Below are 21,454 nucleotides of genomic sequence, written 5' to 3'. Positions count from 1 at the left end.
GGTGACCGGTCACGGGTCGAGGTCGTCGGCCGCGCGCTCCTCGAAGATCCGCATCGCCTTGGCGGTCACCGGTCCCGGTGTGCCCGGCAGCTCCCGGCCGTCGACCCGGTGGACGGCCTGCACGTCACGGAGGGTGGAGGTCAGGAAGACCTCGTCGGCCCGGTCCAGGACGTCGAACGGCAGGTCGGTCTCCAGCGCGCCGGTCCACTCCGCGGTGAGCGCCCGGGTGATGCCGGCCAGGCAGCCGGAGGCGACGGGCGGGGTGTGGAGCTGCCCGTCCAGGACGACGAAGACATTGGACCCGGTGCCCTCGCAGAGCCGCCCGGCGGTGTTGGCGAACAGCGCCTCGGACGCGCCCCGCTCGTGGGCACGGGCCAGGGCGACGACGTTCTCCGCGTACGAGGTGGTCTTGAGGCCGGTGAGCGCGCCTCGCTCGTTGCGGGTCCAGGGCACGGTGACGACGGCCGTGGTGTCGGGGCGGCGGCTCACCTCGCCGAGGGCGACGACGAGGCCCGGGCCCGCGTCGCCCCGGTCGGAGCCGAGGGGCGAGATGCCGCCGGTGTACGTGATCCGCAGGCGCCCCAGTCCGACCGGGTTGGCCTCCACGACGGCGGAGCAGGCGCGGCGCACCTCGTCCAGGTCGGGGGCGGGGAGGCCGAGGCCCCGGGCGGAGCGGGTCAGGCGGTCGAGGTGCCGGGTGAGGGCGAAGGGGCGGCCGTGGCAGACCCGGAGCGTCTCGAAGACGCCGTCGCCGACGGTGAGCCCGTGGTCGAGCACGGACACCCGGGCGTCGTCGGCGGGGCGCAGCTCGCCGTTGACCCAGATCCTCATGGTGCGGTCCTTCCGGTTGCGTCGTATGCGCCCGACGCTACAGCGAGCAGCCGGGACGCCTTGAGTTCGGTCTCGTCCCACTCGCGTTCCGGATCGGAGCCCCAGGTGATGCCGGCCCCGGTGCCGAAGCGCAGGAGGGGGGCGGGCCCGGTGCGGTCGGTCCAGAAGGTCCGGATGCCGACGGCGAGCGAGGCGGTCCTCCGGTCGGCGTCCACCCAGCCGATACCACCGCAGTAGGGGCCGCGCGGGGCGGTCTCCAGTTCGCCGATGATCCGCATCGCGCTGGACTTGGGGGCGCCGGTGACCGAGCCGGGCGGGAACGCGGCGGCGAGGATCTCCGGCCAGCCGACGCCCTCGGCGAGGCGACCGCGCACGGTGGAGACGAGGTGGACGAGGCCGGGGTGCTTCTCGACGGCGCAGAGGTCGGGAACGGTGACCGATCCGGTGGCGCAGACCCGGCCCAGGTCGTTGCGGACCAGGTCCACGATCATCACGTTCTCGGCGTGGTCCTTCTCCAGCAGGTCGGCCTCGGTGCGGCCGGTGCCCTTGATGGGTCCGGACTCGATCGTGCGGCCCTCCCTGCGCAGGAAGAGCTCGGGGGACGCGGTGGCGATCTCGACGCCGTGCGCGGGGAGCCGAATCGTTCCTGCGTACGGGGCGGGGTTGCCGCGCGCCAGCAGTGCGGTGAGCGCGTCCACGTCGGCCGGGCCCGGGCCGGGCAGCGGTGCGGTCAGCACGCGGCAGAGGTTGGCCTGGTAGACCTCGCCGGTCGCGATGTACGCGCGGATGCGCCGTACGCCTTCGGTGTAAGCGGCCCGGTCGAGCGAGGAGGTCCAGTCCCCGGCGCCCGGGCCGCGCCAGGCTCCGGGGACCGGGGCGGGCACGGGGGCGGGGCGCACGGTGTCGAAGCGGGCGCAGGTCAGGGAGGATTCGAAGCCCGCGCAGACGGCCCAGAAACCGGACGAGTCGAGGGCGGCGGGATCGCTGGTCACATCCCGCAGACCGGAGGCGACGAGGCCGCCGAAGCGGGCCATGGGAGCGAGGTCGTGCACGTCCGCGAGTGTAGGACGGCGCGCGGTGACCCGCGCCGGGGCGAGCGCACCTCAGCACGCTGCACAAACGCGTTTTTGTACTGGCCCGGGAATCCGCTAGAGTTCAACACGTCGCCGGGACGCGCAAGCGGACCGGGAAAGACAAGCGGACGTAGCTCAGTTGGTAGAGCGCAACCTTGCCAAGGTTGAGGTCGCCAGTTCGAACCTGGTCGTCCGCTCGCAGAAGGCGGGGGATTCTTCCCGGAACTCCCGCCCCTGGTGGAGTGGCCGAGAGGCGAGGCAACGGCCTGCAAAGCCGTCTACACGGGTTCAAATCCCGTCTCCACCTCCAAGGACGATTAGCTCAGCGGGAGAGCGCTTCCCTGACACGGAAGAGGTCACTGGTTCAATCCCAGTATCGTCCACTGATCCGCAAGGATCACCGGTCCGCAAGGATCACCCGCGCGATTAGCTCAGCGGGAGAGCGCTTCCCTGACACGGAAGAGGTCACTGGTTCAATCCCAGTATCGCGCACGCAGTACACGCAGGTTCACCTGCGCGATTAGCTCAGCGGGAGAGCGCTTCCCTGACACGGAAGAGGTCACTGGTTCAATCCCAGTATCGCGCACTGTCACGAAGCCCCGGTCGTCTCGGCGACCGGGGCTTCGTCGTGCTCGGTCAGGAGGAGAAGAGCATGCGGCCGAAGCTCTTCTGCCGGTAGTGACCGTGGTGGCCGCCGTGGTGCGGGGCGCCCCAGGCGGGCGCTGGGGCGGAGGGGTACGCCTGCGGCGGGGCGGCCGGCGGCGGTGCCTGCTGGGCCCACTGGGACTCGATGCGGGTCAGCGTCTCCAGCTCGCCGTAGTCCAGGAATATCCCCCGGCAGCCGCTGCACTGCTCGATCTGGATGCCATTGCGGTTGTACGTGTGCATCTGCGCGTGGCACTTGGGACACTGCATGTTCGGGCTCACTCCTCGCCGTCGGTTCGCCGTCGCCGGAATGCATGCCCGCCGACGGTCGGTCCACCCTACGACGTGCGTTCGGCCGCCAACTCGGGCGGGAGCGAGGCAATTCGGGCACAGGCGTCGATCATCACCTGTTCCACCTCATCCGGAGTCCGGCCCTCCGCAGCCGACTTGGCCCAGGCCAGGGCGGCGGTCTGTACGGTCAGCGCGCGGGCCGGCACATCCAGGGCCGGCCACGGGTCGCCGTCGGCCGGTACGGCGGGGCCGCCGCCCGTCCGGTAGGCGTCCAGGAAGCGGAACCAGACGTCCGGCGGGAGCAGCCCGGCCGCGTACCAGGCGGCGGGGCGTGCGAGGTCCCAGGCGGGGTCGCCGAGGCCCGCGTCGTCCACGTCGATGAGCAGCCAGGGGCCCTGCGGGGCGGGGTGGCGCACGAGCTGGCCCAGGTGGAGGTCGCCGTGGCAGAGGTACGTTCCCCGGCCCGCCGGAGGCGGTGCCTCGCCCCTGGCCCAGGCGGGCAGCCCGCTCCAGGCGGCGAGCACGGGCGCGGTGGCCGGCTCGCCGGGGCGGGCGGCACGCATCCGGGCGACGGCGAACGCGGCCTTCACGGGCCCGCGCATGGCGGGGAGCGGCCGCCGGGTCCCGCTCCGGTGCAGCCGGGCCAGGAGCGCACCGGCCTCCTCCCAGGGCGCCGCGTCCGGGTCGCCGGGGTCGACGGGCTCGCCGTGGGGCCAGAGGGTGACGGGGCGGCCGTGCAGCTCGGTGAGGTGCGCCCCGTGCAGGGGCGCGAGCAGGATGTCCGCCCGCCCCGGACCGGCGGCCAGGCGCAACCGGGCGGCGAGCTCGGCGGTATCCGTACCGGCGGCGTGCGCCTTGGCGACGACGGGCCCGCTGCGGACGACGACCCCGTCGTCGCGTTCGGCGAGCACGGCCGGCGGCGGGCAGGGACGGGGGCCGCAGCCTGCCGGGTGGACCGCCCGGTGGGCGAGGTCCCCCAGCGCGCGGACGAGTGCGGTGGTCACGGTCTCCCCGGGGGCGCGGAACGGGCTGGGGCGGTTGCCCCGGCCGAGGGTACGCGCAGGGAGGGCGTACGCGCCGAAAGGGCGCCGGGTCCGGGCCCCGGCGGCCGCGGGCGTCCCGGCAGGGCGTACGTGCAGAAAGGCGCCCGGACCCGGGCCGAGGCAGCCGGGGGTCGGGCGCCACGGCCCGGCAGGGCGTACGCGGACGGGTGGCGGCCGGAGGCGTTCCGACCCCGGACAGCGCGATGTCCGGTCAGCTCCCCAGCTGACCGGACAAACGCTGCCGTCCGCCGCACCCCCGTCCCCACGGGGTTGTTGGCCGGATGTCCCGGTCCGGACCGCTCTTCCGGACCCGGGGCGCCGCTCAGCGCCCCAGCATCACGCCCACGGACGACGCCTGTGTGACCACTGCTTCCCAGCCGCCGAAGACGACGACGAGCAGGGCCGCCAGGGGAAGGACCATGGCGGTCGCCACCAGCGGGTGGCGTCGGCCGGACTCGGCGTACGAGCCGCGTGTCCGCGTGCGGACCACCGTCCGTGCCGCCGTGTCAGCCATGGTTCCTCTCCTGACCTGATGTGGGGCGGCGGGCGTTTGACCTCGGGGGACGAGTGCGACGCCCGCCGCTTGGACTCAACATTAGGGATCCGGGGCGCGGGCGGCGTCATGCCCGCGTACCGAATCCCGGGCCTCCCGGAGGATGAGCCGTGCTCGCCCGGCGTACTCCCCTGGGTGGAGACCGGGCTAGGCGGCGTTGGGGTCTTCCCGGAGGGGACGCTCGGAGGTGTCCTCCCTGGGCACCGGTTGCTCGACCAGGGCGAGGACCCTGGTCGCCATGAACCGGGCCGTGCGCACCACGGACCCGTTCCTGGTGACTTCACTCACTTCGACCACGCCCCGGCGGACCGCGGTCTCCACCCGGCGGCCCGCCCGGGAGGCCACCACCTCGTAGGTCCGGGTGCTGTCCCCGGCGTCCACCACTATCTCGACTCGATCGCCCTTCACTGATCCAATCCCCCTTCTGCGACGGACCTTTGAGATCTCGCACGGGCCGGGGAGCCTGGATCCGCGGCTCCCTGACCACTCCTCAAGTCTCCCACCCACCACTGACAATCGAATCTCCCTTGAGGGCGCGGCCTCTGAGCACCCCGGGCGGCGGGTACGTAAGCTGTGCCTCGTCAGGCGTACCAGGCAGCGGGGATGGGCAGACATGGCGATGATGCGGCTCCGGCGCGAGGACCCGCGTGTCGTCGGCTCGTTCAGGCTGCACCGGCGGCTCGGGGCCGGCGGGATGGGCGTCGTCTACCTTGGTTCGGACCGGCGGGGCCAGCGCGTCGCGCTGAAGGTGATCCGTCCGGACCTGGCGGAGGATCAGGAGTTCCGTTCGCGGTTCGCTCGCGAGGTGTCCGCCGCCCGGCGGATCCGCGGCGGCTGTACGGCCCGGCTGGTCGCCGCCGATCTGGAGGCGGACCGCCCCTGGTTCGCCACGCAGTACGTTCCGGGGCCGTCGCTGCACGACAAGGTCGCCGAGGAGGGCCCGCTGTCGGCCGCCGAGGTGGCCTCGATCGGGGCGGCGCTCTCCGAGGGCCTGGTCGCGGTGCACGAGGCCGGGGTGGTGCACCGGGACCTGAAGCCGTCGAACATCCTCCTCTCCCCCAAGGGCCCCCGGATCATCGACTTCGGGATCGCCTGGGCCACGGGCGCGTCCACGCTGACGCACGTCGGTACGGCGGTGGGCTCGCCCGGATTCCTCGCGCCCGAGCAGGTGCGCGGCGCGGCGGTGACCCCGGCGACGGACGTGTTCTCGCTCGGGGCGACGCTGGCGTACGCGGCGATGGCCGACTCCCCCTTCGGGCACGGCAGTTCCGAGGTGATGCTGTACCGCGTGGTGCACGAGGAGCCCCAGCTCTTCGATGTGCACGACGCGCTGGCGCCCCTGGTGAGCGCCTGTCTGGCGAAGGACCCGGAGGAGCGGCCGAGCACGCTCCAGCTGTCGATGCGGCTCAAGGAGATCGCGGCGCGCGAGGCGCAGGGGCTGCACGAGAGCCGGCCGCCGGTCCAGCGTTCGGCCCAGGAGGCGGACCGCCCGACCGGTCGCCTGGACGGCCCGTACACGGAGCAGCAGACCCGCCGGGCGGCCGGTCCGGCGCCGGGGTCGCGCCCGCAGAACCGGCCGTCGGCGGCGCGTCCCGCCCCCGCCCGCACCGGTGGCGGCGGCCGGCCTGTGCAGCAGCCGCCGCGCGGGACGGCACGGCCGGCCCGGCGTCCGCAGGGCACCAACGGGACGAACGGCAGGCCGGGCACCCGGCCCGGGACCAGGACGACGTCGACGGGGCGTCGTCCGGCCAACCCGAGGCTGCTGCGGCAGCGGCTCGTCGTCTTCGTGGTGGTGACGCTGCTGGTGGCGCTGGGGATCGCGGCGGCGCAGGGCTGCCAGGGTCCGGCCCGGGGGCTGGGCGTGGACCTCGGGCACGACCGGAGCCAAGGCCAGGAGCAGAGCCGGTAGTCAGCTCTCGGGGCGGCCCGTGGCCACCGCGTAGAAGGCGACCGCGGCCGCCGCGCCGACGTTCAGCGAGTCCACGCCGTGGGCCATCGGGATGCGCACCCACCGGTCGGCGGCGGCCAGGGCCCGGGCGGAGAGGCCGTCGCCCTCGGCGCCGAGCATCAGGGCGACGCGGTCCATCCGGTGCGGCGCCGCCTCCTCGATGCTGACGGCCTGCTCGGCGGGCGTCAGCGCGAGCACCGTGAACCCGGCCTCGCGTACGGCCTCCAGACCCTGCGGCCAGGAGCCGAGGCGCGCGTACGGCACGGAGAACACCGCGCCCATCGAGACCTTGACGGAGCGCCGGTAGAGCGGGTCGGCGCAGTCCGGGGAGAGCAGGACGGCGTCCATCCCGAGGGCGGCGGCGCTGCGGAAGATCGCGCCGATGTTCGTATGGTCGTTGACGGCCTCCATGACGGCCACGCGGCGGGCCGTGCGGAGAAGGTCACCGGCGGCCGGGAGGGGCTTTCGCCGCATCGAGGCGAGGGCGCCCCGGTGCACGTGGTAGCCGGTGACGCGTTCGGCGAGGTCCGGCGCGACCGTGTAGACGGGGGCGGCACTCTCCTCGATGACGTCCCGCATCTGGTCGGCCCACTTGGCCGAGAGCAGCATGGAGCGCATCTCGTACCCGGCCTCCAGGGCGCGGCGGATCACCTTCTCGCCCTCGGCGATGAACAGGCCCTCCGCGGGCTCCTTCCTGCGCCGGAGCTCGACGTCGGTGAGGCTGACGTAGTCGCTGAGGCGGGGGTCGTCGGGGGTGTCGATGGTGAGGGGTTCAGCCACGGTTCTGGTGCTGCCTTGTCCGGTGGGGGTGCCGACTGTCGGGGGCTGTCACGGCTTGCTGCTCGCCGTCGGAGTGGCGTCCGCGCCGACCTCGACCACGGCGCCGATCACGATGACGGCGGGCGGGCGGACGTCCTCGGCGGCCACCCGCTCGGCCACCGTGGCGAGGGTCGCGTCGACGCGGCGCTGGGAGGCCGTCGTGCCTTCCTGGACGAGAGCGACCGGGGTCTCGGGCGAGCGGCCGTGCTCCACGAGCGTGCGGGCGATGGCGCCGATCTTGTCGACCGCCATCAGGAGCACCAGGGTGCCGCGCAGCCGGGCGAGGGCGGCCCAGTCGACCAGGGAGCGTTCGTCGTCGGGGGCGACGTGCCCGCTGACCACGGTGAACTCGTGGGCGACGCCCCGGTGGGTGACGGGGATGCCGGCCGCGCCGGGGACCGAGATGGAGCTGGAGATGCCGGGCACGACGGTGCACGGGATGCCCTCGGCGGCGAGCGCCTGGGCCTCCTCCATGCCCCGGCCGAAGACGAACGGGTCGCCGCCCTTGAGCCGGACGACGGCCTTGCCGGCCTTGGCGTGCTCGATCAGCGCGTTGTTGATGGCCTCCTGGGCCATGTAGCGGCCGTACGGGATCTTCGCGGCGTCGATCACCTCGACGTGCGGCGGGAGCTCGTCGAGCAGGTCGCGGGGGCCGAGGCGGTCGGCGATGACGACGTCCGCCTCGGCGAGCAGGCGGCGGCCCCGGACGGTGATGAGGTCCGGGTCGCCGGGGCCGCCGCCGACCAGCGCGACGCCGGCGGTGCGGGTGCGGTGGTGCGGGGCGGCGATGCTGCCGTCGCGCAGGCCCTCCACGATCGCGTCGCGGACCGCGGCGGAGTGGCGCGGGTCGCGGCCCTGGGCGCCCGCGGTGAGCACGGCGACGGTGACGCCCTCGCTGCGACCGGTGGCGGGCGTCCAGGCGGTGGCCGCTTCGGCGTCGTCGCTGCGGACGCACCAGGTGCGGGTGCGTTCCGCCTCGGCGGACGCGGCCTCGTTGGCGGCGTCGTCGTCGGTCGCGATGAGCGCGTACCAGGTGTCGGTGAGGTCGCCTTCGGCGTACCTGCGGCGCTCCCAGCGGATCTCGCCGGCGTCCGCCATCGCCTCGACGGAGGGGGTGGCGGACGGCGACACGAGGACGATGTCGGCCCCGGCCGCGATGAGGGCGGGGAGGCGGCGCTGCGCCACCTGGCCGCCGCCGACGACGACTACGCGGCGCCCGTTGAGGCGCAGTCCGACGGGGTAGGCGGGGCGATCGGCGTGCTCGGCCATGGTGGTGCGGGCTCCTCGGGGCGGTGCGGAAGCGCGGGCCGCTGCGGCGGTGGAGCGGCGTGAAATGTGGTGGGTGGGGATCACGATACGGGGTGGGCGGGGGCGCCTGCGGCGAGCCTTGTCCCCTCCCCGCCCCTTCCCGGGACCGGGGCGCTGCCCCCGACGCCCCGCCTCAATCGCCGACGAGGCTCATGGGTAAGCCCCTGCGGCGATTGAGCAGCGGGGGTCCGGGGGCAGCGCCCCGGACAACGGTGCCGCTACTTCTCCGTCACGCCCGCCGAGTCGAACGTCGCGACCTCGTGCATCGCACGGGCCGCGCTCTGCACGATCGGCAGCGCCAGCAGCGCACCCGTGCCCTCGCCGAGGCGGAGGTCCAGGTCGACCAGCGGGCGCAGGCCCAGCTTGTTGAGCGCGGCGACATGGCCGGGCTCCGCGCTGCGGTGTCCGGCGATGCACGCGGCCAGCGCCTCCGGGGCGATCGCCCGGGCCACCAGGGCCGCCGCGCCCGCGCTGACGCCGTCCAGGATCACCGGCGTACGCAGCGACGCGCCGCCCAGCAGGAAGCCGGCCATCGCCGCGTGCTCCAGGCCGCCGACGGCCGCCAGGACGCCGATCGGGTCCGCCGGGTCCGGCTGGTGGAGTTCGAGGGCGCGCCGCACCACGTCGATCTTGCGGGCGTGCATCTCGTCGTTGATGCCGGTCCCCCGGCCCGTCACCTCGGCCGGGTCCATGCCGGTGTACACGCAGATCAGCGCGGCCGACGCGGTCGTGTTCGCGATGCCCATCTCGCCGGTCAGCAGACCCTTGTTGCCCGCCGCCACCAGGTCCCGGGCGGTCTCGATGCCGACCTCGATCGCCGCGTGGACCTCCTCGCGGGTGAGCGCCGGCCCCGTGGTGAAGTCCGCCGTGCCGGCCCGTACCTTCCGGGGCAGCAGGCCCGGCATCGCGGGCAGTTCCGCGACCGCGCCCACGTCGACCACGCACACCTCGGCCCCCACCTGGGACGCGAACGCGTTGCACACCGCGCCGCCGCCGAGCATGTTGGCGATCATCTGGCCGGTGACCTCCTGGGGCCACGCCGTGACGCCCTGGGCGTGCACACCGTGGTCGCCCGCGAACACCGCGACGGCCGCCGGCTCCGGGATCGGCGGCGGGCACATCCGGGAGAGCCCGGCCAGCTGCGCCGAGATGATCTCCAGCATGCCGAGCGCACCGGCCGGCTTCGTCATCCGCTTCTGGCGCTCCCACGCCTCGCCGAGCGCCTTGGCGTCCAGCGGCCGGATGTTGGAGATCGTCTCCTGGAGCAGATCGTGCGGCGCCTCGCCGGGCAGGGCGCGGCGGCCGTACGTCTCCTCGTGGACGACCCAGGACAGCGGGCGCCGCTTCGACCAGCCCGCCTGCATCAGCTCCGGGTCCTCGGGGAACTCGTCCACGTACCCCACGCAGAGGTAGGCCACGATCTCCAGGTGCTCCGGCAGTCCCAGCGCGCGCACCATCTCGCGCTCGTCGAAGAAGCTCACCCAGCCGACGCCCAGGCCCTCGGCGCGTGCCGCCAGCCACAGGTTCTCCACGGCGAGCGCCGACGAGTACGGGGCCATCTGGGGCTGGGTGTGCCGGCCGAGCGTGTGGCGGCCGCCCCGCGTCGGGTCGGCGGTCACGACGATGTTGACCGGGGTGTCGAGGATCGCCTCGATCTTCAGTTCCTTGAACTGCTTCGCCCGCGCCTTCGGCAGCGACTTCGCGTACGCCTCCCGCTGCTGCTGCGCCAGCTCGTGCATCGAGCGGCGCGTCTCGGCGGACCGGATGACCACGAAGTCCCACGGCTGCGAGTGGCCCACGCTGGGCGCCGTGTGCGCGGCCTCCAGGACGCGCAGCAGCACCTCGTGCGGGATGGGGTCGCTGCGGAAACCGTTGCGGATGTCGCGGCGCTCCCGCATCACCCGCAGGACGGCCTCGCGCTCGGCGTCGTCGTAGCCCGGTGCGGGGGGCGCCGCGGGCGCCTCTTCGGGGGCCTGCTCCTGCTGTACGGGCTCAGCCTCGTCGCTCAGGTCCGGGGTCTCGATGACCTCGGGGCCGGCCTCCGGCTCGGGGGCGGGAGTGGGAGCGGGGGCCTCGGGCTGTATCGACTGCTCGGCGAGCGGACCGACCGCCTCCGGCTCGGGGGCGGCTTCCGGCTCGGGGGCCGGTACGGGCTCGGCCGCTGCCTCGGGCTGCGGCTCGGGGGCCGGGGCGGACTCCGCCACAGCGACCGGCTCCGGCTCCGGGGCGGGCTGCGGCTCCGCGACCGGGGCGGACTCCGCCACGGCGACGGGCTCGGGCTCGGGCTCGGGCTCGGCAGCCGGTACGGGCTGCGGCTCGGGGGCCGCCACGGGTTCGGCGACCGCGACGGGCTGCGGCTCCGGGGTCGCCACGGGCTCCGCCGCAGCGAGGGGCTCCGGCTCGGCAGCCGGTACGGGCTCCGGCTCGGGGGCCGCCACGGGTTCGGCCACGGCGACCGGCTCCGGGGCCGGTACGGCCTGCGGCTCGGGGGCCGGTACGGGCTCCGCCACCGCGACCGGCTCCGGCTCCGCAACCGGCACGGGCTGCGGCTCGGGGGCCTGTTCGGGCTCCGCCACGGCCACCGGCTCCGCAGTCGGTACTGGCTCCGTGACCGGCACCGCCGCGGCCTCGGCGACCGGAACCGGCTCGGGCTCCGTGACCGCCACCGGCTCCGTGACCGGCTGCTCGGCGGCCGGCGCCGGGGCCTCCGGCGCGACCGGTTCCGCGACCTGCGCCTCGGGGGCCGGGGTCTCGGCCACCGGGGCCACGGGTGCAGGCTCCTCCGGTGCCACCTGGGCGGGCTCCGCGAAGGGTGCGGGCTGCTCCGGGGCGACCGGGGGCACCGGGGCCCACTGCGGTGCCGTCTGCGGCGGGATCTCGCCGAGCTGGGGGCCCGGGAGGGGCTGGTCCGCCGGCTGCGGGTCGAAGTATTCGGGTTCGGCCGTGGCCGGGCCCGCGTGGCGGGCGGGAGGCGCGCCGGCCGGGCCGCGGTCGGCGAGGGAGCGGACCACTCCGGCCCCCGACGTACCGCCGAAGGACGGCTCGGGCGAGGCCGGGCCCCGGTGCAGCGGACGGCGCACGGGGGGCTGCGCGGCAGGGGCGGGGATGCGGACGGCACCGAGGTCGACGGAGCCGGAGTCGCGGCCTCCGGACTCGTGCGCGCCGGGGCCGGTCTCGGGCAGCGGTGCGGCGGCCTGCTGCATCGCGTACGCCGGGGCCTGCTCCTGGAGCTGGACGGGGCCCTGGGCGTGCGCGGGGTCGGCCGGCTGGGGGTGGAAGTGCGGCTGGTACGCGCCCTGCGCGGCCGGGTCGGCGTAGGGGTCCGCCTGCTGGACCGCCGGCTGGGGTTCGCCCCAGGCGCCCTGGGCGCTCGGCATCAGGAGGAGGTCGTCGTCCTCGGGGGTTTGTGCGGAGGGTTCAAGGTAGGTGTAGGAGTCAGCCGCGGGAACGCCCGGCTGCTCCACCGTGCCCGCGTTCTCCGGCAGTCCCTCGCCCGGGATCCGGCCGGTGTCACTCATGCGTTCCCCTCGCCCATCGTCAGTGCTCCTTCGGCCCTTCGCCCGGGACGCCCGGACACGGCACGCGGTGCTCGTCCGGTGGAACGAGCGGGCGCGCCGCGCGGCACGAATCGGTCGCGGACATCCTGCATTCTCGCGGTCGTTCGCCGCCGCGGCAGCTCATTTCGCCACGGCCCGCTGTGGACTGCGCCACGTTGCGCGTCCCAGGGTGCTGCCGTACCACAACGGGGACCAAAACGGTCCCCTTTTCCGGACATTGACGAACGAAGCGACGAACATCCGGGAGCGGTGCGACGATCGGCCAGCCTACCTCGCACCGCTTGCCGACGGGTCAGGGGGCAAGGTCCGAACGAAGTGCGGAAAGCAGAAAGACGACCGTGCGTTCGCGCTCCGACCAGGCGGCCGTGTCGAGTTCGACGGACTGGAGGAGGGAGCAGCCGACCGTGTAGCCGTTCCCGGACAGCGCGGCACCCAGCGCCTCGGCCTCGTCGCGAGTGGAGGCGTGCGTGACGATGCGTTCCGGGCGGCGGTCCGCGACGGCGGTGGCGACGGGGACACCGCCGCCTCCGATGCGTACGACGTCGGGCTCGGGCAGCCGTTCCAGCACGTGCGGGGCGCGGCCCTCGACGACCTGGAGCTGGACGCCGAAGGCGCGGGCGGCGGCCGCGGTGCGGGCGCAGGCTTCGGAGTCGCTGTCCACGGCGAGGACCGCCGCGCCGAAGCGGGCCGCCTCGACGGCCAGCGCGCCGCTCCCGGAGCCGATGTCCCAGACGAGGTCGCCGGTGCGCGGGCCGAGGTGGGCGAGTTGGGCGGCGCGCAGGACGGGGCCCTCGCCCTCGCCGCTCTCCCCCGCCGGGCGGGCGCCGGGGTCCGGGTAGGCGCCGGCGGGCAGGGCCCACCCCCGTACGCCCTGCGGGTGGGCGGGGTGGCGGCCGGCGATCCAGGCGCCGTCGGCCTGCCGTTCGGGGCCGCCGCCGATGACGATGACGACGTTGGGGTCGCGCCAGACGTGGTCGGCGGCGGTCTCCGAGGTGACGACGGTGACCTGTTCACGGTCGGTGCCCAGTTCCTCGCAGATGACGAACGTGCGGTGGACGCCTTCGAGGAGCAGGGCCAGTTCTGCGGGTCCGGCGCCGGGCGAGGTGAGGACGGCGACCTTGTGGTGGGCACGGCAGACGTTCACGGCACGGCGCAGGGTGCGGGGGTGGGCGACGACCGTCTGGGCGTCCTCCCAGGGCATGCCGGCGCGGGCGAAGGCGGTGGCGACGGAGGAGACGGCCGGGACGACCTCGACCTCCAGGCCGTGCTGCGGGGCGCGCAGGGTGCGGACGACGCCGAAGAAGCCGGGATCGCCGTCGGCGAGGACGACGGCGCTGCCCCGGTGGCCGGCGATGCGGCGGGCGGCGAGGTCGACGGAGCCGAGGCGGATGCGTTCGGCGCCGCGCGGGACCTCCGGCAGCGCGAGGTGGTGGGCGGCTCCGGCGACCAGGGTCGCGGCCGAGAGCGCTGCGCCGGCCGCTCTGGTCAGCGGCGAGCCGTCCCAGCCGATCACTGTGACCCGGTCGGCCATCTTGGTGTCATTCTCCTGGAGTCGTCGCAGGCGGGGCGGGGGTGCCCGGAGGCAGGCAGGGTGAGGTTACCCGGTCCCCGCCGAGGGGGCGTCGGGGCCCCGGCGCCGGTCAGTTCCAGTCGTTGTAGGTGCCGTAGCCGCCGGCGTCGGCGAGCTGTTCGGCGACGCCTTCGAGGTCTTCGGGGAGCAGGCCCCAGACGATGAGGTCGGTGCGGATGTCGGTCCATCCGCCGTCCTCTGTCTGGGAGCGCGCTATGCGGGCGTTGCGCAGGACGCCCTCGCTGATGCAGCCGAGTTTCTGGGCGACCTGCTGGGAGGCGGTGTTGTCGGCGGCGGTGCGCAGTTCGATGCGCTCGAAGCCCTGGTCGCGGAAGAGCCACTGGGCGACGGCCAGCACGGATTCGGTGGCGTAGCCCTCGCCGCGGGCCCAGGGGGCGGTGATGTAGGCGGCCTCGGTGGACAGGGTGCGCCAGTCGGTGTTGCGCAGCCGTACGGAGCCGACGAGGCGCTGGGTGAGGAACTCGGTGACGGCCAGGGCGATCCCGTCGCCCTTGGTGCGGTGTGCGGGAGCGATTCTGCGCACCCAGCGTTCGGCGTCGACCTGGGTGTAGGGGTGGGGGGCGTCGGTCCAGGCGGTGACGAGTTCGTCGTTCATCATCTCGATGTACGCGGGGATGTCCGCCATGTCGAATGGGCGCAGCACCAGCCGGTCCGTGCTGATGGAGATGTCCGGGAAGGTGGAAGTCATGCGCAGCTCCATGCCGAAGACCGTGTAAATGCACAGCATGCAGCATCGCGGGGGGCGCGCGCATGGCCGGGTCGGTACGGCGGAGCCCCGCACCCCCGGGCGGGGTGTGCGGGGCTCCTCGGGCAAGTGCCGCGTACGGGTCAGGACTTGGCGTCACCGAAGGCCGGGACGACCGAGCCCTGGTAGGTGTCCTCGATGAACTTCTTGACCTCGTCGGAGTGGAGGAGCTTCACGAGCTTCTGGACCCGGGGGTCCTTCTCGTCGCCCTTCTTGACGGCGACGATGTTGGCGTACGGGTTGCCGTCGGCCTTCTCCAGGACGAGGGCGTCCTTCGCGGGCTTGAGCTCGGCCTCGATGGCGTAGTTGCCGTTGATGACGGCGGCGTCCACGTCGTTGAGGGCGCGCGGGACCGTGGCGGCCTCCAGCTCCTTGAACTCCAGGCCCTTCTTGTCGGTGATGTCGCTCAGCTTGGCGCTGGTGCCGACGCCGTCCTTGAGGGTGATGAGGTTGTTCTCGGCGAGCAGCTGGAGCGCGCGGCCCTCGTTGGTGGTGTCGTTGGGGACGGCGATGGTCTGGCCGGCCTTGATGCCGTCGAGGCCCTTGACCTTCTTGGAGTACAGGCCGAGGGGTTCGAGGTGGACGGTGCCGACGGAGACCAGGTGGGTGTCGTTCTTCTTGTTGAAGTCGTCCAGGTAGGGCTGGTGCTGGAAGAAGTTGGCGTCGACCTGGCCGGTCTCGGTGGCGGTGTTCGGCAGGACGTAGTCCGTGAACTCCTTGATCTCCAGCTTGAGGCCGGCCTTGTCCGCGAGGTTCTTCTTGACGAAGCCGAGGATGTCGGCGTGCGGCGTCGGGGACGCGGCGACGACGAGGGCCTTGGAGGTGTCGGTGCCGCCGCTCTTGGACGACGGGTCGGAGTCCGTGCCGCAGGCGGTGAGGCCGAGGGCGAGGGCGGTGGTGGCCGCGGCGGCGGCGGTGATCTTGCTGCTGGTACGCACGAAAAGTGCCTCTTTCAGGTGGTGATGGTGGTGCGCCCGGACAAGGAGTGCGGGCTTGATGAGGAAGGGAAGTCTCAGGAGGTGCGGCCGCGGCGGGCCAGCAGGCGGACGGCGAGGTCGCCGATCAGCTGGACGAGGGTCACGATGACGATCAGCAGCGCGACCGTGATCAGCATGAACCGGTTGTCGAAGCGCTGGAATCCGTAGGTGACGGCCTTGGAGCCGAGCCCTTCGCCGCCTACCGCGCCGGCCATCGCCGAGTAGCCGATGAGCACGATGACGGTGGTGGTGATCCCGGAGACCAGGGACGGCAGGGCCTGCGGGAGCAGCACCTTGCGGACGATAGTCGGGATGGACCCGCCCATCGACTGGACGGCCTCCACGAGCCCGTGGTCGACCTCACGCACCGCTGTCTCGACCAGCCGGGCGAAGAAGGGGATGGCGCCGACGGCGAGCGGGACGATCATCGCGGTGGGGCCGATGAAGGTGCCGACGACCCAGGTGGTGAACGGGATCAGGGCGATCAGCAGGATGATGAACGGCAGCGAGCGCCCGATGTTCACGATCACGCCGACGACCTTGTTCACCGGGGTGTTCTGGAGCAGTCCGCCCTTGTCGGTGAGGACGAGCAGGACGCCGAGGGGCAGCCCGACCAGGACGGTGGCGAGGGCGGACCACAGCACCATGTAGAGGGTGTCGACGGTGCCCTGCGAAAGCAGTGGCTGCATTTCGGACCAGGTCACTTCGCCACCTCCTTGGTGAGCGGTGCGGGTACGGGTACGGCGTCTGCGCCGTCGACGAGCTCGGCCTGGAGGCCCTGTTCGCGGAGGAAGCCGATCGGGACGACGTTCTCCTCGAACCGGCCGGGCAGTTCGATGCGCATGCGGCCGATCTGCTTGCCGCCCACGGTGTCCATGGCGGCGCCCAGGATCGAGATGTCGATGTTGTACGTACGGGAGAGCTGCGAGATCACGGGGCGGGCGGCGGCCTCGCCGTGGAAGGTGACGTCCACGACGGTGCGGTCGGCCGCGGAGGCGGTGCCGCCGACGGGGAACAGCTCGTGGGCCAGCTCGGAGCCGGGGGTGGCGAGCAGTTCGCCGACGGTGCCGGACTCGACCAGCCGGCCTCCCCGCATCAGCGCCGCGGAGTCGCAGATGGTCTTGACGACGTCCATCTCGTGCGTGATGAGCAGGACGGTGAGCCCGAGCTGCTGGTTGAGGTCGCGCAGGAGCTGGAGGATGGACCGGGTGGTCTCGGGGTCCAGGGCGGAGGTCGCCTCGTCGGACAGGAGCACCTTGGGGTCACCGGCGAGGGCGCGGGCGATGCCGACGCGCTGCTTCTGGCCGCCGGAGAGCTGGCCCGGGTACGACTTGGCCTTGTCGGCGAGGCCGACCAGGTCGAGGAGTTCGAGGGCCTTGCGGGAGCGTTCGCGGCCGGTGACGCCGAGGATCTCCAGGGGGAGTTCGACGTTGCGCTGCACGGTGCGGGAGGCCAGCAGGTTGAAGTGCTGGAAGACCATGCCGATGCGGCTGCGTGCCTCGCGCAGTTCCTTGCCGGCCCGGCGGCCCCGGCCCGCGAGGGCGGTGAGGTCCTGGCCGGCCACGGTCACGGTGCCGGAGGTGGGGCGTTCCAGGAGGTTGACGCAGCGGATGAGCGAGGACTTGCCGGCGCCGCTGCGGCCGATGACGCCGTACACCTCGCCCTCGCGTACGTGGAGGTCGACGCCGTCCAGGGCGGTGACCTCGCGGTCGCGCGAACGGTAGACCTTCGTGAGGCCCGTCGTGGTGATCACAGGGGTTTCCGTCACTGTCGAGTGCGCGGCGCGGTGTCCGCCGGGCACGGGGCATGCGTCCAGGGATGGTCCGGACGTTTTCGATCGGACGTTCCGAGCGGTTTCCCCGGGCGTCCGGGCGCGGCGGTCACCGCGGGCCGGGGCCTGTGCGGCCGGCCGGGAAGGATCTCGCTTCGGGGCGCGAGGCTCGGTCGTGGGCCCTCAGAAGGCGCGCATTCGACACATACAACGAGCACCGGGCGTCGTGATCGCCTCGGTCGCAAGGATGCGGCTGCTCGTCGTGGTCATGGGCACAAGTAAAACAGACGTGAGTTCGCCGCCGGACCGATTGTCCGGATAGCGGACAGCCGTGGATACGCCGGTGCGACGGTCTCGTATCGGCCGCCGCTTTCCAGCCACACCGCCCTGACCTGCGACGATGCGCTCCTAGCGGGCCCGGCCGAGTCCCTCCCCCGGCACCCCGAAGCGGTGCGCCCTGTGGTCAAGGCCACGATCCCCGGGCGATACCGCCCGGGCCCCGGCGAACCGGGGGCGAGGACGGCGGGCCCGGCGCGCCGTAATACCCTCGGCTCATGCTCGACGCCCTGACGGTCGCGGTCGCCGTGGCCGCCCTCGCCCTCGCCGCCTGGTGCGGATACGCCGCCTACCGGGATCAGCCCACCAAGGACTGGCACTTCATCGGCATGGCCGTCGTCTCGCTGCTGGCCCTGGCGCAGCTCGTGACGGGGATCGTGCAGCTGGCCCGGGGCGAGCGGCCCGAGCAGGGCATGACCATCTTCATCGCGTACCTCGCCGGGGCGTTCCTCGCCGTGCCGGCGGCGGGGTTCCTGTCGCTGAGCGAGCGGACCCGCTGGGGCTCGGTGACGGTGGCGGCGGGCGCGGTGGTCCTGGCCGTCCTCGAAGTACGGCTCTACGACATCTGGGGAAGCTGACCGTGACCGACACCGACACCACGCAGGCGACGGCCGGCGAGAAGCGGCCCTTCGACCTCGGCACCGGTCCCGGCCGGGTCCTCGTCTGGTTCTACGGCGTGTTCACCGTGGCGGCGGCGTCCCGTTCGATCGTCCAGATGATCCTGGACTTCGGCCGCGCGCCCCTCGCCTATGTGCTGTCGGCGGTCGCCGCGCTCGTCTACGGCTTCATCACGTACTCGCTGGTGCGCGGCGGCGAGCGGGCGCGCCGGATGGCGCTGGTGTGCTGCGCCGCCGAGCTGGCCGGGGTGCTGATCGTGGGGACGTGGACGCTGGTGGAGCCGTCGGCGTTCGCCGACGCGACCGTGTGGTCGTACTGCGGCCGGGACTACCTCTTCATTCCGGTGATCCTGCCGGTCACCGGAATGATGTGGCTGCGCCGCGCCCGGACCGCGTAACGGCGGGGGCGCGGCGCTCGAACACGTCCTAGGCGCTGGCCACGTACGCGGTGGGGGCCTGGGCCTCCTTCTCCAGCAGGATCATCATGACCCCGTCGTTGCCCTGGGCGTTGCCCACGGCGGCGTAGCCCGCGCGCTGGTAGAGCCTGAGGTTTCCTTCGCTCCGGTGGCCGGTGTGCAGCCGGAAGCGGGTGGCGGCGCGCTCGTCGGCGAGGCCGGACTCCGCCGCGCGCAGCAGCCGGGCGCCGAGGCCGTGGCCCCGCAGGCGGGGGTGGACGCAGAGCTTGCCGATCTGGCCGGTGCCCTCCTCGTCGGTCGAGCCCCGCACCGAGCCGACGATCTCGTCGCCGAGTCGTGCCACGTAGACCAGGTTCTCCGCGATCTCGGCGCGTACCGAGTCGAGGGTCTGGACGAGCGGGTCGATGCGGTAATTGCCGTACAGCTCCGCCTCGCTCTGGAAACAGAGGTACTGCAGCTTCAGAATCTCTTCGGCGTCCCGCACGTCCGCCGCCGAGATGGTCACGCTCATGCCCATGTGCGCATGCCTCCCGCTCACCTGATCCGCCGGTTGTCTCCCGCTCCTTTCCCACGGTCCAGGAGCGACAACCTCCGCCGCGAGCATTCTGCGCAGACATCCAAGGCATCGGGAACGGATGGGGCCCAAACTCCCCTGTGACATAGCCAACTCCCCTGCGATGTGACGGGAGCGGGGAGCTGACGGGGAGTCGGGCCCGGCGCGCTACTTCTTCGCGCTCTTCGCCGTGAAGTCCGCCGCCGCGAGCAGGGCGGTGTCCGGGTTGTCGGAGAAGATGCCGTCGATCCCGGTCGCGAAGTACGCCGCGAACGCGCCGAACGCGTCCCCGTACGCGTTCGGGTCGCTGCCGCGCCGGAAGTCGGCGGGCAGGAAGGTGTTCTCGTTGCGCATCGTGTACGGGTGGAGGACGAGGCCCTGCGCGTGGGCGTCGCGCACCAGGGTGGTGGGCTCGGTGAGCCGGCCGGCGGCGTCCTTGGGGATGATCAGGTCCAGGGTGGGGCCGATGCCCTGCGCGAAGGAGGCCATCCACTTCAGGCCCGCCGGCTCGACGAGGTCGTCCGTGGTGCGCGGGTCCCCGGACACCACGAAGTCCCAGGGCCGGGTGCCCGCGCCGGAGAGCAGGACGATGCGCGGGGTCGCGACGAGCCGGGCCAGGCGCTGGACGCTGCCGGGCTCGAAGGACTGGAGGATGACCGGGGACTGGGCGCGGTGGCGTCCGTAGCGGCGCAGCAGCTTGGCCAGCGGCTCCTCCAGGCCGAGCCCGAGGCCGCGGAAGTAGGTGGGGTGCTTGGTCTCGACGTACAGCCAGACGGGCTTTCCGCGGCGGCGGCCCTCGCGGTCGGCCCAGCGCAGGACCTCTTCGAAGGTGGGGACCTCCCAGCGGCCGTCGTACAGCGTGTTCTTCTGGCGGTTGGCCGGGATGCGCTCCTTGGCGCGGAGGGTCTTGAGCTCCGCGAGGGTGAAGTCCTCGGTGAACCAGCCGGTGAGGGAGACGCCGTCGACGGTCTTGGTGGTCCGGCGGTTCGCGAACTCGGGGTGCGCGGAGACGTCGGTGGTGGCGGTGATGTCGTTCTCGTGGCGGCAGACGAGGTGGCCGTCGCGGGTGGGGACGAGGTCCTGCTCGATGATGTGCGCGCCCATGTCCAGGGCGAGCTGGTAGGAGCCCAGGGTGTGTTCGGGGCGGTAGCCGCTGGTGCCCCGGTGGCCGATGACCGTCGGGACCGGCAGGTCGAGGCGGTGTCCGCCGTGGCCCCCGTGTCCGCCGTTCCGGTCGGCCGCCTGCGCCGTTGTGGTGACGCCCAGGGCGGCGGTGCCGAGGACGGCTGCCCCCGCCCCGATGACGGTCCGGCGTCCCGGCGCGGCCTGCGCACGCTCTGTCATGAATGCTCCTCGCATGTGATGTACGGCACCTGTCGAGCGAGGATCGAGCGTAGGCAGGGGTACGGTCCTGAGGGCGGCACCTGGACGAACATGGCGCGAACACATGTCAACACGGCGTATCCGGTCCGTGAACCCGATGTGCGATTGGCGGGTACCCGCGAGTATCGTCCTCACCTGCATGGACCTTCACAATCCGTCGCCCCGGCCGGCCCGGCCACTACACCGGAGGAAGCGTTGTCCCGTCTCGCACTCATCAAGGCAGTGCTCGGACCGATCCTGCGCCTGATGTTCCGTCCCCGGATGGAGGGCATCGAGAACATCCCGGGCAGTGGGCCGGTGATCCTGGCGGGCAACCATCTGACGTTCATCGACTCGATGATCATGCCGATCTGCTGCGACCGTCCGGTGTACTTCATCGGCAAGGACGAGTACGTGACGGGCAAGGGGATCAAGGGCCGGCTGATGGCCTGGTTCTTCACGGGCGTCGGCATGATCCCGGTGGACCGGGACGGCGGGCGCGGCGGTGTCGCGGCGCTGATGACGGGACGCCGGATCCTGGAAGAGGGCAAGGCGTTCGCCATCTACCCGGAGGGCACCCGCTCCCCCGACGGCCGGCTCTACCGGGGCCGTACGGGCATCGCGCGGCTGACGCTGATGACGGGCGCGCCGGTGGTGCCCTTCGCGATGATCGGCACGGACAAGCTCCAGCCGGGCGGCTCCGGTCTGCCGCGGCCGGGCAAGGTGACGGTACGTTTCGGTGAGCCGATGGAGTTCTCCCGCTACGAGGGCATGGACCGCGACCGCTACGTGCTGCGCGCGGTGACCGACTCCGTGATGGCCGAGGTGATGCGGCTGTCCGGCCAGGAGTACGTGGACATGTACGCGACCAAGGCGAAGGCCGCCTGATCCGGCGGAACGTACGAGAGGGGCCGCGTCCCCCCGGGCGGGGGGCGGGGGGGCCCGCCGTCGCGGGCGCAAAGGGGACCAACACCCCCACCACAAACAGGCCCCGCCCGCGCGCCCCCGCGGCCCCCCC

The 21,454-nt window shown here is 73.1% G+C and carries 20 protein-coding genes and 5 tRNA genes; 9 read left to right on the top strand and 16 right to left on the bottom strand.

Features of this window, described 5'->3' with window-relative positions:
• Positions 1 to 9 precede the first annotated feature (9 nt).
• Both ACZ6C6_RS23710 and ACZ6C6_RS23705 read right to left on the bottom strand, forming a co-directional pair.
• Positions 10 to 831: an aminotransferase class IV gene (locus ACZ6C6_RS23710; protein ID WP_469205258.1), complete on the bottom strand. Its 822-nt coding sequence runs from the start codon at positions 829 to 831 to the stop codon at positions 10 to 12.
• Positions 828 to 1,865, bottom strand: coding sequence for a chorismate-binding protein (locus tag ACZ6C6_RS23705; RefSeq protein ID WP_469205333.1), 1,038 nt, complete (start codon positions 1,863 to 1,865; stop codon positions 828 to 830). The genes ACZ6C6_RS23710 and ACZ6C6_RS23705 overlap by 4 nt, the downstream gene beginning before the upstream one ends.
• Before the next feature lie 163 nt (positions 1,866 to 2,028).
• Between ACZ6C6_RS23705 and ACZ6C6_RS23700 the strand changes: the two genes are divergently transcribed.
• From ACZ6C6_RS23700 to ACZ6C6_RS23680, 5 genes are all read left to right on the top strand, one after another.
• Positions 2,029 to 2,101: transfer RNA gene (locus tag ACZ6C6_RS23700), tRNA-Gly, on the top strand.
• 39 nt (positions 2,102 to 2,140) lie between these two features.
• Positions 2,141 to 2,214 (top strand) — tRNA-Cys (locus tag ACZ6C6_RS23695).
• A 1-nt stretch (position 2,215) separates the two neighbouring features.
• Positions 2,216 to 2,287 (top strand) — tRNA-Val (locus tag ACZ6C6_RS23690).
• A gap of 37 nt (positions 2,288 to 2,324) precedes the next feature.
• Positions 2,325 to 2,396 (top strand) — tRNA-Val (locus ACZ6C6_RS23685).
• A gap of 22 nt (positions 2,397 to 2,418) precedes the next feature.
• Positions 2,419 to 2,490 (top strand) — tRNA-Val (locus tag ACZ6C6_RS23680).
• A 50-nt stretch (positions 2,491 to 2,540) separates the two neighbouring features.
• Here the strand turns inward: ACZ6C6_RS23680 and ACZ6C6_RS23675 are convergent.
• From ACZ6C6_RS23675 to ACZ6C6_RS23660, 4 genes are all read right to left on the bottom strand, one after another.
• Positions 2,541 to 2,819 carry a TFIIB-type zinc ribbon-containing protein gene (locus ACZ6C6_RS23675; protein ID WP_365684203.1) on the bottom strand — a complete coding sequence of 93 codons (279 nt, stop codon included), beginning with the start codon at positions 2,817 to 2,819 and terminating at the stop codon, positions 2,541 to 2,543.
• Between the two features lie 68 nt (positions 2,820 to 2,887).
• Positions 2,888 to 3,844, bottom strand: a complete 957-nt coding sequence (locus ACZ6C6_RS23670) for a phosphotransferase enzyme family protein (protein WP_469205257.1) — start codon at positions 3,842 to 3,844, stop codon at positions 2,888 to 2,890.
• 361 nt (positions 3,845 to 4,205) lie between these two features.
• A complete protein-coding gene (locus tag ACZ6C6_RS23665) occupies positions 4,206 to 4,397 on the bottom strand; it encodes a hypothetical protein (RefSeq protein WP_365684207.1) in 192 nt (63 codons plus the stop codon).
• 186 nt (positions 4,398 to 4,583) lie between these two features.
• Complete coding sequence (locus tag ACZ6C6_RS23660; RefSeq protein WP_469205256.1) at positions 4,584 to 4,844, bottom strand: hypothetical protein; 261 nt, start codon at positions 4,842 to 4,844, stop codon at positions 4,584 to 4,586.
• Positions 4,845 to 5,049: 205 nt separating this feature from the next.
• Here ACZ6C6_RS23660 and ACZ6C6_RS23655 point away from each other — a divergent pair, with 205 nt between their 5' ends.
• A complete protein-coding gene (locus tag ACZ6C6_RS23655; protein WP_469205255.1) occupies positions 5,050 to 6,345 on the top strand; it encodes a serine/threonine-protein kinase in 1,296 nt (431 codons plus the stop codon).
• Here the strand turns inward: ACZ6C6_RS23655 and ACZ6C6_RS23650 are convergent, their stop codons facing one another.
• From ACZ6C6_RS23650 to ACZ6C6_RS23615, 8 genes are all read right to left on the bottom strand, one after another.
• Positions 6,346 to 7,164, bottom strand: a complete 819-nt coding sequence (locus ACZ6C6_RS23650) for a TrmH family RNA methyltransferase (protein WP_469205254.1) — start codon at positions 7,162 to 7,164, stop codon at positions 6,346 to 6,348.
• Positions 7,165 to 7,212: 48 nt separating this feature from the next.
• Positions 7,213 to 8,472 (bottom strand): uroporphyrinogen-III C-methyltransferase, encoded by a 1,260-nt coding sequence (cobA, locus tag ACZ6C6_RS23645; protein WP_469205253.1) that lies wholly within the window; start codon positions 8,470 to 8,472, stop codon positions 7,213 to 7,215.
• Positions 8,473 to 8,729: 257 nt separating this feature from the next.
• Positions 8,730 to 12,029, bottom strand: coding sequence for a nicotinate-nucleotide--dimethylbenzimidazole phosphoribosyltransferase (gene cobT / locus ACZ6C6_RS23640; RefSeq protein ID WP_469205252.1), 3,300 nt, complete (start codon positions 12,027 to 12,029; stop codon positions 8,730 to 8,732).
• Positions 12,030 to 12,360: 331 nt separating this feature from the next.
• Complete coding sequence (gene cbiE, locus ACZ6C6_RS23635; RefSeq protein ID WP_469205251.1) at positions 12,361 to 13,599, bottom strand: precorrin-6y C5,15-methyltransferase (decarboxylating) subunit CbiE; 1,239 nt, start codon at positions 13,597 to 13,599, stop codon at positions 12,361 to 12,363.
• Positions 13,600 to 13,708: 109 nt separating this feature from the next.
• Positions 13,709 to 14,386, bottom strand: a complete 678-nt coding sequence (locus tag ACZ6C6_RS23630) for a GNAT family N-acetyltransferase (protein WP_073967835.1) — start codon at positions 14,384 to 14,386, stop codon at positions 13,709 to 13,711.
• 101 nt (positions 14,387 to 14,487) lie between these two features.
• A complete protein-coding gene (locus ACZ6C6_RS23625) occupies positions 14,488 to 15,342 on the bottom strand; it encodes a MetQ/NlpA family ABC transporter substrate-binding protein (protein WP_469205250.1) in 855 nt (284 codons plus the stop codon).
• Between the two features lie 74 nt (positions 15,343 to 15,416).
• A complete protein-coding gene (locus ACZ6C6_RS23620) occupies positions 15,417 to 16,085 on the bottom strand; it encodes a methionine ABC transporter permease (protein ID WP_469205249.1) in 669 nt (222 codons plus the stop codon).
• Positions 16,082 to 17,134 carry a methionine ABC transporter ATP-binding protein gene (locus ACZ6C6_RS23615; RefSeq protein ID WP_469205248.1) on the bottom strand — a complete coding sequence of 351 codons (1,053 nt, stop codon included), beginning with the start codon at positions 17,132 to 17,134 and terminating at the stop codon, positions 16,082 to 16,084. Before ACZ6C6_RS23615 ends, ACZ6C6_RS23620 begins: the two co-directional genes overlap by 4 nt.
• Before the next feature lie 572 nt (positions 17,135 to 17,706).
• Here ACZ6C6_RS23615 and ACZ6C6_RS23610 point away from each other — a divergent pair.
• Together ACZ6C6_RS23610 and ACZ6C6_RS23605 are read left to right on the top strand one after the other, a co-directional pair.
• The gene (locus tag ACZ6C6_RS23610) at positions 17,707 to 18,066 is read left to right on the top strand and encodes a hypothetical protein (RefSeq protein WP_018103833.1); all 360 of its coding nucleotides are present in this window, start codon (positions 17,707 to 17,709) and stop codon (positions 18,064 to 18,066) included.
• A 2-nt stretch (positions 18,067 to 18,068) separates the two neighbouring features.
• Positions 18,069 to 18,503, top strand: coding sequence for a hypothetical protein (locus ACZ6C6_RS23605; protein WP_469205247.1), 435 nt, complete (start codon positions 18,069 to 18,071; stop codon positions 18,501 to 18,503).
• A gap of 28 nt (positions 18,504 to 18,531) precedes the next feature.
• On the opposite strand, the gene ACZ6C6_RS23600 is transcribed toward ACZ6C6_RS23605, so the two are convergent.
• Positions 18,532 to 19,038 (bottom strand): GNAT family N-acetyltransferase, encoded by a 507-nt coding sequence (locus ACZ6C6_RS23600; RefSeq protein ID WP_469205246.1) that lies wholly within the window; start codon positions 19,036 to 19,038, stop codon positions 18,532 to 18,534.
• Positions 19,039 to 19,242: 204 nt separating this feature from the next.
• A complete protein-coding gene (locus ACZ6C6_RS23595; RefSeq protein WP_469205245.1) occupies positions 19,243 to 20,418 on the bottom strand; it encodes a glycerophosphodiester phosphodiesterase in 1,176 nt (391 codons plus the stop codon).
• A 234-nt stretch (positions 20,419 to 20,652) separates the two neighbouring features.
• Here ACZ6C6_RS23595 and ACZ6C6_RS23590 point away from each other — a divergent pair, with 234 nt between their 5' ends.
• Positions 20,653 to 21,324, top strand: coding sequence for a lysophospholipid acyltransferase family protein (locus ACZ6C6_RS23590; RefSeq protein ID WP_469205244.1), 672 nt, complete (start codon positions 20,653 to 20,655; stop codon positions 21,322 to 21,324).
• The last annotated feature ends 130 nt before the right edge of the window (positions 21,325 to 21,454 follow it).

This window comes from Streptomyces sp. NPDC041814, assembly GCF_055590565.1.
This window is presented reverse-complemented; position numbering and strand designations above follow the sequence as displayed.